The organism is Massilia sp. PAMC28688 (assembly GCF_019443445.1).
GTDB lineage: Bacteria > Pseudomonadota > Gammaproteobacteria > Burkholderiales > Burkholderiaceae_D > Telluria_A.
This window is the reverse complement of sequence record NZ_CP080378.1, coordinates 33,852-43,659: the sequence shown is the minus strand read 5'-3', so window position 1 is coordinate 43,659 and position 9,808 is coordinate 33,852. Positions and strand designations below refer to the sequence as shown.

Here is a 9,808-nt window from a genome sequence, read left to right as displayed (position 1 = left end):
AATACAGTCGCGGAAAGGTGCGGGATCCCGATTGAGTCTGCCTGCAACATTGTGATTTCTCTAATTAATTCTATACCCAATTTCAGGCTGGCGACATCGATAATAGATTTCTTTAAAAGATTTTTCGCACTTTTGATGGGTTTGCAACACGTTCAGGGCGGTGGGGGGCAGCAGCGCGCACGACCGAAGACCATGCGCGCATCTCCGTGCACAACGCGGCGGCGCTCGCTGCAGTACCGAGACCGGCAGAGGCCCCGGAGCACAGGTCCACGTCCTCAAGAATGTAACTTTGCAGTTCGCGCAGTTCATAACTAACTTTTATGCAGAGATGAGCGACAATAGGTATTCATTTATAACCTTAACGCTGCCGCGAGAGCGACGTATCACGAAGGAAGAGGATGAGTTCCAAAATCGCCGCTCAGGAGCGCCAGCATTTCAGCGACCGGCTGCGCGAACGGTTGCGGGAAGCCGGGGTCCAGGCGCGCGCTTCTGTTGTTGCCCATGAATTCAATCTGCGCGCCGATGGCGCATCAATCACCACGCACGCTGCCCGCAAGTGGTTGCTGGGCGAAGCGCTGCCGACCCATGAACGGATGGTCATTCTTGCGAGCTGGCTTGGCGTCCATGCATCATGGCTGCAATATGGTGATGCGGATAACGGAGCCTACACCGTCGACGTTCAAACGGACCGATTGGAGACTGTCGAGTTGATCTTGCTGAGAGACTTCCGCCGCTTGCCAGACTTCGGCAAGAAGGTCGTGCAAGATGTGATCAGTTCGCTCCTGAGCGTCGCTCCAGCAGACAATTTGCGGTCCAGAACAGATACAGCAAAGTAACGCCGTCTTTACCCGGCCCAGCGGCACTCATTGTCGAATAAGGGCCGTCATCAAGTGGTCCGTCAGCCAGCATCGAAAGTTGATAAACTGTCGAGATGCTGCCAAACCACCGACTCCCCATCGACCGCAAGCAGGCGTTGTTGCTCCTGCGTACGGCATGTCGTGATGCCTGCCGGCACATCGACATCCCCATCGTGCGTGGCTTCAGTGGTGACGCGCCCCTGTACCGGCTGGAGGGCACGCAGGGCGAGCGCCAGTCAAGAAGCGACGAGCACTATCACACCATTATCATGGATGAATTCCTGCCGCACGAGGGCTACCCCAGGCGCAGCGAATCCATCATCTGCGGCAACTGGCTGAACCTGCAGTATGCCGGCGATTATGGCGCTACCTATGCCATCTTTCCGTTCGACGGCATTCCCATCGGCGTCACATACGGCCACGATTTCCTCGATACCCGCATCGCCATGGATCATTTCCGTCCCCGGAGCGCGCCCTCCATCATGGAGTGGAATGCGCTTTTCAAGAGCTTGGGCCTGCGCGACGACTCTTACGCTGCATTTCGGGAAGACGTGCAGCGCCTGCGCGGCAAGGGCGGGGACATTGATGCCATGTTTCCGGCCGGGGCCGATGTGGATGAGGTGCTGCGCCACACGTACGGATCTTCCAGAATGCGCTTGCAGATCGTGACCCCGGTGACGCTGGCGACGATTCAGGACAGGCAGCGCGAAATGTGGTTCAGCGGGCCGTGCGTGGCAATCCGGATCGACCAGCTTGACACCATCAAGCGCCTGCTGTGATAGGCCGGGCGGCCGCGTACGCCCGGGCCCTGACGCCTAACGCGCATTGCTCAGGCAGGCTTGCAAATCCTCAATGGTAAAAGGCTTGGTGAGTATCCGGTGTGGGAAATCCGGGCGCGGCGTGAGCGCTTCGCCAAAACCGCTGGCAAACACGACCTGGATGGCGGGGTTCTCAGCGTGCACTATGGCACCAAGTTCGACGCCGGACATGCCTGGCAGGCCGACGTCCGTCAACAGCATGGTAAAGCGCCCGCTGCGCAGCGGTTCCAGCGCTTCCTCGGCACTGGCAAAGCTGTGCGCGGTATGGCCCAGCATGGCAAGCAGTTCCACACCGAGCATGCGGAAGTCGTCATTGTCTTCGACAAAAGCAATCAAGGGCGCGGCGGGAACGGCTGCCGGCGTGGCCGTAGCTGGCCCGAGCACGGCGCGGACCTTGCGTGCCAGCTGGTCGCGGCGGTAGGGTTTGCTGAGCAAGGCAATGCCCGGATCCAGGCGACCGCCATGCACGATGGCGTTTTGCGTGTAGCCGGACGTAAACAGCACCTTCAACCCCGGTAGCAGGGCGCTGGCCCGGCGCGCCAGGTCGGGACTGCGCAAGGGGCCCGGCATGACAACATCGGTAAACAACAGGTCCACGGCGGCGCCCGCTTCGATCATGTCCATCGCTTCGGCCGCGTGACTGGCCTTGAGCACCTTGTAGCCCAGCCCGAGCAGCATTTCCACCACGGTTGCCTGGACCGCGGCATCATCCTCGACCACCAGCACGGTCTCGCTGCCGCCGACGATATCCTGGCTGGCGCTTTCCTGATGCTGGGTTAATGCGGCGCCCGTGCGCGGCAGGTAGATGCGGATCGTCGTGCCTTCGCCCACTTCACTATAGATCTTGATGTGGCCGTTACTTTGCTTGGCGAAGCCATAAGCCATGCTCAGGCCCAGGCCGGTGCCTTCGCCTTCTGCCTTGGTCGTGAAGAAGGGCTCGAAGGCGCGTTCGAGCACTTCCGGGCTCATCCCGCAGCCGGTGTCGGAAATGGCCAGCACCACGAACTGCCCCGCTTGCAGGCCAGGTTCGCGCTGCGCGTAGTCTTCGTCAAGCGCGGCGTTGCCGGCCTCGATGGTGAGCTTGCCGCTGCCTTTCATGGCGTCGCGCGCATTGATGGCGAGGTTCAGGATCACATGCTCGAGCTGGTTGGGATCGACCAGTGCATGCCACAGGCTGCCGGAGATCACCACCTCAATCTCGATGGCGTCGCCAATGGCACGCTGCAGCATGTCTTCCATGCTGCGCACCACCCGGCCCAGGTCGGTGGGCTGGGGTTCGAGCGGCTGGCGGCGCGCAAACGCAAGCAGCTGGGCCGACAGCCTGGCGCCCCGGTCAACCGCCTCCATGGCACTGTGCACGCGGCGGGCAGCCGGTTCCGGCGGGGCCTCCTGGCTCAGCAACTCAAGATTGCCGCGCACTACCTGCAAGACGTTGTTGAAATCATGCGCCACGCCACCGGTCAGTTTCCCGACCGCTTCCAGGCGCTGGGACTTGGCCAGGGCAAGGCGCGCTTCTTCAATGGCCTGGCTTTGCTCTGCCGCTTTCGCCTCCGCTGCGCGCTGGGCGGTAAGGTCGCGCAGGAAGGCACTGGCGCCCCGGCCGTCGGGATGCATGACGGCCGACACGGACAGTTCGACCGGGATCTCATGCCCGCTCGCATGGACCACGTGCACCTGCACCCGGTTGTTGATGGCATTGCCCGTGGCCCCGTTCAAAAAGCGCGCAAAGCCGGCATTGTGGGCTGCGCGCTGGTTCACGGGGATGATCAACTGGGCGAGATCGCGGCCCAGCGCCTTCTCTGCCGGAATGCCCAGCATGAGTTCGGCCTGGCGATTCCAGTCGCTGACGCAGCCGTCGGGGCCGATTGCTATGAATGCATCGTTAGAATTGTCGAGCAGATTCTTGACGCGCCGTTTCTCGGTGACAATCTGGCCAATCAGCGGCTCTACCAAACGCCGCAGCAAGAACGTGCCGATCAGGACAAACAGCGCCACGGCGGCAATGAGCCAGTGCAGTTTTTCGCGCAGGGGCAAGTACAGTTCGCTGAGGTCGGTCTTGACGACGATACCAAGGGGAAAGTCCGGCAAGCCGGTAAAGCCTGCCAATACGGCCACCCCGCGCGGGTCTTTCAGGCGGGTGGCGCCGCTTTCGCCCAGCAGCGCGCGGCTGATGGGCAGAGCGGGCCGGCCCTGGGCGTCGCGCAGCGCGTATTTTTCGCCCTTCGGATAGAAGCGGCTGGGAAAGCATTTCACGACGCTGCTCTGGTAGCCGCACAGCACTACATCCGTGGTGGCGGAAGCCTGGCGGTGCTCGCTGATGATGTCGTCGAGCGGAGTCAGCTTGCGTTCGGTGGTCACGGTGCCGAGAATCTGCGCGCCCGCGCGGATGATGTGGGTGGAGCGCACCCGGTAGCCCTGGTTGAAGTACAACGCCGTGACATCGGTGCTGGTGCCGAAAGACACAGCGAAAGCAGGCGCGCCGTTCATGTCGCCGCTTTCATACAGCTGCGCCCCGCTCGCTGCTACGATGCGCGCGCTGAAGCCAGCCTGGGGAAATGCGGTGGCGGCGCTCTGGAGCCGCTGCATCGCCTCCTGGTCGTCCTCATTGCGCGCCAGCCCCTGCATTGCGCGCAACAGGGACGGGCGGTGCGCCACGGACGAAGACAGCAGGACCGCATCCTGCAGCAAGCCCGACATGCTGCTGGCAGCCGTGCGGGCCGTGTAGGCATGATGCTCGGCGGCCGACTGTTCAAAGCTGCCGCGCAACAGGGCAAAGCTCGACAAGCCGGTTGCAATGGCGAACACGACCAGCAGCATGCCGGCCAGCCGGGTGATGCGTCCGGCTTCGTCCAGTGGCACTGCCTTGCCGCTGGCGCTGAGCACGCGCAAGCCCAGACCGAGCGCCGTCATGCCCAGAGCGGTGAAGGTGGCCATCCGGTTCAGGCTGGCGATGCGGTACATGGCATCCAGGCCCAGCAGATATCCGGCAAAACCGGCCACGCCGATCAGCAGCGTGAGGTTGGCAAACCAGCGTGCCAGAGGCCGTATGCGGGGGCCGCCCCAGCCCCAACCGCAGGCCAGTGCCAGCCCGGCGCTTAAAAAGCCGATGCAGGCGTTGGGCGCCGTGCGTCCCGGCTTGGCGTGACCGTCGCCCAGGGCAGCGTGCACGGCGGCCAGGTCAATGCCGAGGTCAATGTCGAACAAGTGCTCCGCAAAAATCGCGCTTGAGAGGGTGATGAGCGCCAGCGTCAGCAGATGAAAGACAGGGGTGCCGGTCTGATGGCGCCTGACCAGTTCCAGGGCGATGCTGCCGACCAGGAACATCACGGCGGTATTGATGCTGATGGCAACGCTGCCGGGAATGACGCGCACCATCGACGAATTGCCGAGAACCCAGCCGGTGAGGACATACAGGGAGAGCAGGGCGAGGAGGGCGGCGCAGACGCTCGCTGTCTGGTGACGTAAGCGCGTCATGGGCATGGTGGGCCGTTCCGTTTATGAATGAGCAACCAACGATGGTAGCAGAAAAGTAGTCAGCCCGACAATACGGCAGGCGTGCGGGGCAGGGGTGTGCGCGGCGGTGCCACGCGCCCGACACAGACAGGCTGGGGGCGGCGGCCCTGTCGGTCTGGCCGCCGCTACGGTATCATGCGAAGATGAACAAGATTTCTTTCCAACCGTTTGTGATCGGTGTCGCTGGCGGCAGCGGCAGCGGCAAGTCAACGGTGACCCAGCAAGTGCTTGCCTCATTTGGCGCCGACATGGTGTCGGTAGTGATGCAGGATGATTACTACCGTGACCAGTCCCACCTCAGCCCCGAAGTGCGGCGCAAGCAGAATTATGACCATCCCCAGGCGTTTGACTGGCCGCTGCTGGTGCAGCACGTCCATGCCTTGCGCAATGGCGAGGCCATCGAGATGCCGGAATATGACTTCACGATCGATAACCGTTCCAACAAGACCATTCCGGTCAAGCCGGCGCCGGTCATCGTGATCGAAGGCTTGTTTGCCTTATATGACGCGGACCTGTGCAACATGATGTCGCTGAAGATCTTCGTCGATACTGCGCCCGATGTGCGCTTCATCCGCCGCATGCAGCGCGACATTACCGAGCGCGGCCGGACTGTGGACAGCGTGGTAGGGCAATACCTGGACACGGTACGGCCGATGCACAAGCAGTTTATCGAGCCGACCAAGCGCAACGCCGATGTCATTCTGCCGCACGGGGCCAATGGCCCCGCCGTTGACGTCATCACCACCAAGGTTGCCAGCGTGATTGGCCAGTTGAAGCGCCCGTGACCGGTGCGCGGGGGCTGAATGAAGGGAGCCTGACGACCATCCAGGTTCGATGCCTATAGCCCTTAGTGTTCCATAAAGCGGATGTTGACTTGTGCCCATCCCGCGAACGCGGTGCACGACGCGGGGACTTGGTCGCCGTCGACAAGCATCTGGGTAGTTGCTGTGCCTGCACAGACGAAGGGCGAAACCCGCAATGGTCGGGTACCGAGTAAGGCGTCCGCGCCCGCCAAGAAGTTGTTTTTCGGTCGTTCAATTTCTGTAACTGAGAATTAGCTGGTATTTCATGGTAAAAAACGGGCATGAGTATACGCATCCTGATCATTGAAGACGATTCTGCCAGTATGGAGTTGATGCTCTATCTCTTGAAGAGCTTTGGCTACACGCCCATCTTTGCCTTCAATGCCGAAGACGGCCTCAGGCTGGCGACATCCGTTTCGCCGGGATTGATCCTGTGCGACATCGGGCTGCCCGGCATGTCCGGCGCGACGCTCCTGCGCGCCCTGAAGCAAGAACCGGCGCTGCGTTCGGTACCGGTGGTGGCAGTAACGGCCATGGCCATGGAAGGGGACGAGGCGGGCTTGCTGCGCCTCGGCTTTGACGGTTACATGAGCAAGCCGATTGATCCGGATAAGCTGCAGGCGGCGCTGGAGGGCTTTCTGGCGCCATGAGGCAGTGCCGGCATCACGATCTTTTCTCGCGCCGGCGTCCCTCGCAGTTGGCGCAAAATGCGCTGCTGCGGCTTCTGGTCTGGTTCGCGGGCCGCGCCAGGATTTCGCGCATGAACTGGGAATCGGCATCCTTGATCTGCACGTAACGGCGGGCCAGGTGCGGCCCGAAGGCCGCCTTGGTCAGCAAGGCCATCTCCACCAGCTCTGCCGTTTTCTCATCAACACGTCGGTTCATTTTGAAGCAGGGAATTTGTCGGGTGGCCGACAGAACGTCGAGGCGGCTGTCAGCTGCAGACATCGTAAAGTGTAATGACGTGCTGGACAGTAGGTACGCGCTTTGCGTGCCGGTAAGACCATTCCTACGCGCCCGCTTGCGTGGCAATCCAGCATCCGATGTGGCGCCGGCCTGCACTCCCGATTTGTTCCTCGCTCACACCGGCGCCCAAACGCGCCATCCTCTGTGCATCAACAAGGGTTAGCGGCCTCAGCGGTCTAACCTCACAATGAACACTGGCGCAGCACTGCACAACATTTTCCGACAGTGGTCCGACTTACTCTCACAGGGGGATTCATCATGCAAGCCAGACATCAGCTTTATGCAACAGTTCTGACAGGCGCGGCATTGTGGTGCGCGAGCGGCACGGTCCAGGCCACGCCTGCGTTTTCCGGCCATGTCACACTGTCGGTAGACCAGAACACGGGATACGCCAAGGTCTGTTTCAAGGAAACGAAATTGCCTAAGAAGCCGGTTACCTACACCATCACCGGCAGGGTGACGGCGTCGTACGCGTGCCGTAATCGTGGCGGCAATTGTCCGCCTGGACAGGATACGACCATCAAGGACAATGTGAATGCTTCTGCCACCTATACTCCCGACAAACACGGCACCGTGTCGGCATGTATGGTCATCAAGGTTCCAGCGCCGCACAAGTCACCTTGCCCGGACGAGATGGCGTTGGTCCTCCAGGCTGTGAACTGGTCAGGCATGGCGATCAGTGATGTCACCCACGCCATTGGTCCTGTTGCCTGCACGCCTTCCAAGACGACCGTCAACTACGGTTCCTGTCCCAAGCGCTGATCCGCGCATCCTGGCCCGCCCGTGCTTGCGGGCACGGGCTGCCGCCGCGCCACCTGTACGGCTGGGTTTTCAGTCTTCGCGCTGGCGCGGCAAGCCCACTGTTTTGTGCGTTGCCAGTGTGTCCTCGAGCGCCTTGAGCGAGGCGACGAGTTGCTGCACGACCCGCTGCGAAGGGTGGGACAGGCCCAGGATGCCTTGCACAAGGTGGGTTTCCAGTTCCGACATGGCGCCGGCCGTGCCGCACGCAGGCATTGGCGATATCTCGTCGGCTTCACCGAAGCGCAGCCACGCTGCGTTCACGTTAAGCCAGCGCGACAGAATGACGATCCGTTCCTGTGCCGGAATGGATTGCCCCATCAGCCATTTGCGGGCAGCATGTGGTGTGACGGACAGGCCTTCGGCACGCAGATTGAACCCCCTCGCGAACACCGCAGGCCGCACTGGAATCTTGTTTGCCTGCAGCGTTGTGCGCAAGCGCTCGCTAAATGCCTTGCGCTGGCCTGGATCAGTTTCAGTACGTTTCATGGACATATTCGTTCAAGCTAAGTCGATAAGTTTCTGATAAGAACGTTAAACTCGGCCCCCGGTGACTCCCCGTGCCTTAACGGCCTGCTTGCAAACTATTGGTATTCGATCCAAACGTCGTCACCACGCAGCTGATCGCGAAGATGCAATGATGCATTTATGTAATCAATCGCTTGATGGATTGTGAACGCCCGTGCTGAGCTGCAATCGTGCGCCTCAGATCTTATGCCCATATAGTGTAGGTTGCCGCCTACAAAACTGTCACCTTGCGCACTGACGAGTAACATATTGTTACGAATCCTGCAGGGAGGCGGCCGCCAAATGGCAACCGGAACGTAACCAACAGTTTGCATTCTAGCATTCCGGCCCGCACTCCACATCCAACAGAAATGTAACAATTTGGAAAGTGATGGTAAGCTTTTTACTATCGCGAGCAAAAAGCGCGCATGGACATTTTTCGGCCTGGAAAAGCTTATGTACAGCATTGATCTGACCAAACCTGACGGCAGGAGCATGACGCTCTATAGCCTGCGCCCCATTGGCGCGCATGAGCCGGCTCCCAGTCCATCGGCGGAGTCGATCGGCGCCAACCCGCACCTGCGCTGGCATCCCCTGCGCGGCGAGTGGGTCGCCTATGCCGCCTTTCGGCAAAATCGTCCCTTCCTGCCACCGCCGCAATACAACCCGCTGGCCGTCAGTACCGATCCGGCCAACCCCACCGAACTGCCGGTCGGTGACTACGAAGTGGCCGTGTTTGACAATCGCTTTCCTTCCCTGGCGCTGGACTCGCATGAGCCGCCGGAACTGGCCGTGGCCACGGCGCCTGCCGCGGGCAAGTGCGAAGTGGTGGTGTTCACCCAGGACCCGACGGCTTCCCTGTACAGCCTCAGTGTATCGCGCATCGACTTGCTGATGCAGGTATGGGCCGACCGCACCACGCGCGCCGCCGCCACCGGGACCATCAAGTACGTGCTGCCGTTCGAGAACCGCGGCGCGGAAGTGGGCGTGACGCTGCACCACCCGCATGGCCAGATGTACTGCTATCCCTTCGTGCCCCCGGTGCCGCAAAAAATGCTGGACCGCGAGCTGGCCTTTTTCCGCGAGACGGGGACCAATCTGCTGGTCCAGATGGCGAAAACGGAACTGGAAGAGGGCAGCCGCGTCATATACAGCAATGAGCACGCGGTGGCCTTCGTGCCGCCCTGCGCGCGCTATCCCTACGAAGTGTGGGTCATGCCGATCCGGCACGCCCCCTCGTTCGCCGCGCTCGAAGAAGCCCAGCGCCGCGGCCTGGCGCAGGCGGTCAAGGCCGTGCTGCTCAAATACGAGGGCCTGTGGAGCCGCCCGTTCCCGTACCTGATGGCGTGGTACCAGGCGCCCACCGATGGCCAGCCGCATCCGGAAACGCAGCTGCATGCGGAGTTCTATCCGCCGTACCGGACCCGCGAGCGCCTCAAGTACCTGGCCGGCACCGAAATTGGCGCCGGCATGTTCGCGATGGACGTGCTGCCCGAGGAAAAAGCCAAGGATTTGCAAAATGTCGCCATTGAACTGGAAGAGTGAG

General features: G+C 61.4%; 9 protein-coding genes. 6 read left to right on the top strand and 3 right to left on the bottom strand.

Going from position 1 to position 9,808, the window contains the following annotated elements:
* Positions 1-398 precede the first annotated feature (398 nt).
* Both KY495_RS00175 and KY495_RS00170 read left to right on the top strand, forming a co-directional pair.
* Positions 399-836 carry a hypothetical protein gene (locus tag KY495_RS00175; protein WP_219881786.1) on the top strand — a complete coding sequence of 146 codons (438 nt, stop codon included), beginning with the start codon at positions 399-401 and terminating at the stop codon, positions 834-836.
* A 140-nt stretch (positions 837-976) separates the two neighbouring features.
* Positions 977-1,636: a hypothetical protein gene (locus KY495_RS00170; protein WP_219881785.1), complete on the top strand. Its 660-nt coding sequence runs from the start codon at positions 977-979 to the stop codon at positions 1,634-1,636.
* A gap of 36 nt (positions 1,637-1,672) precedes the next feature.
* Here the strand turns inward: KY495_RS00170 and KY495_RS00165 are convergent, their stop codons facing one another.
* Entirely contained in the window at positions 1,673-5,149 is a 3,477-nt protein-coding gene (locus KY495_RS00165; protein WP_219881784.1) for a response regulator, read from the bottom strand.
* Positions 5,150-5,331: 182 nt separating this feature from the next.
* On the opposite strand from KY495_RS00165, the gene udk reads away from it, so the two are divergent.
* A complete protein-coding gene (gene udk, locus KY495_RS00160) occupies positions 5,332-5,973 on the top strand; it encodes a uridine kinase (protein ID WP_219881783.1) in 642 nt (213 codons plus the stop codon).
* A 299-nt stretch (positions 5,974-6,272) separates the two neighbouring features.
* Positions 6,273-6,641: a response regulator gene (locus KY495_RS00155; protein WP_219881782.1), complete on the top strand. Its 369-nt coding sequence runs from the start codon at positions 6,273-6,275 to the stop codon at positions 6,639-6,641.
* A 13-nt stretch (positions 6,642-6,654) separates the two neighbouring features.
* Here the strand turns inward: KY495_RS00155 and KY495_RS00150 are convergent, their stop codons facing one another.
* The gene (locus KY495_RS00150) at positions 6,655-6,876 is read right to left on the bottom strand and encodes a hypothetical protein (protein WP_219881781.1); all 222 of its coding nucleotides are present in this window, start codon (positions 6,874-6,876) and stop codon (positions 6,655-6,657) included.
* A gap of 339 nt (positions 6,877-7,215) precedes the next feature.
* Between KY495_RS00150 and KY495_RS00145 the strand changes: the two genes are divergently transcribed.
* Positions 7,216-7,719 carry a hypothetical protein gene (locus tag KY495_RS00145; RefSeq protein ID WP_219881780.1) on the top strand — a complete coding sequence of 168 codons (504 nt, stop codon included), beginning with the start codon at positions 7,216-7,218 and terminating at the stop codon, positions 7,717-7,719.
* A gap of 69 nt (positions 7,720-7,788) precedes the next feature.
* On the opposite strand, the gene KY495_RS00140 is transcribed toward KY495_RS00145, so the two are convergent.
* Positions 7,789-8,244 (bottom strand): hypothetical protein, encoded by a 456-nt coding sequence (locus KY495_RS00140; RefSeq protein WP_219881779.1) that lies wholly within the window; start codon positions 8,242-8,244, stop codon positions 7,789-7,791.
* A 474-nt stretch (positions 8,245-8,718) separates the two neighbouring features.
* On the opposite strand from KY495_RS00140, the gene galT reads away from it, so the two are divergent.
* Positions 8,719-9,807 carry a galactose-1-phosphate uridylyltransferase gene (galT, locus tag KY495_RS00135; protein ID WP_219881778.1) on the top strand — a complete coding sequence of 363 codons (1,089 nt, stop codon included), beginning with the start codon at positions 8,719-8,721 and terminating at the stop codon, positions 9,805-9,807.
* The last annotated feature ends 1 nt before the right edge of the window (position 9,808 follow it).

What these genes read in the sequence shown, in the direction of transcription:
- KY495_RS00175 (WP_219881786.1), top strand. Translation starts at nt 399, where the DNA reads ATGAGTTCCAAAATCGCCGCTCAGGAGCGCCAGCATTTCAGCGACCGG.
- KY495_RS00165 (WP_219881784.1), bottom strand. Translation starts at nt 5,149, where the DNA reads ATGACGCGCTTACGTCACCAGACAGCGAGCGTCTGCGCCGCCCTCCTC.
- udk (WP_219881783.1), top strand. Translation starts at nt 5,332, where the DNA reads ATGAACAAGATTTCTTTCCAACCGTTTGTGATCGGTGTCGCTGGCGGC.
- KY495_RS00155 (WP_219881782.1), top strand. Translation starts at nt 6,273, where the DNA reads ATGAGTATACGCATCCTGATCATTGAAGACGATTCTGCCAGTATGGAG.
- KY495_RS00150 (WP_219881781.1), bottom strand. Translation starts at nt 6,876, where the DNA reads ATGAACCGACGTGTTGATGAGAAAACGGCAGAGCTGGTGGAGATGGCC.
- KY495_RS00145 (WP_219881780.1), top strand. Translation starts at nt 7,216, where the DNA reads ATGCAAGCCAGACATCAGCTTTATGCAACAGTTCTGACAGGCGCGGCA.
- KY495_RS00140 (WP_219881779.1), bottom strand. Translation starts at nt 8,244, where the DNA reads ATGAAACGTACTGAAACTGATCCAGGCCAGCGCAAGGCATTTAGCGAG.
- galT (WP_219881778.1), top strand. Translation starts at nt 8,719, where the DNA reads ATGTACAGCATTGATCTGACCAAACCTGACGGCAGGAGCATGACGCTC.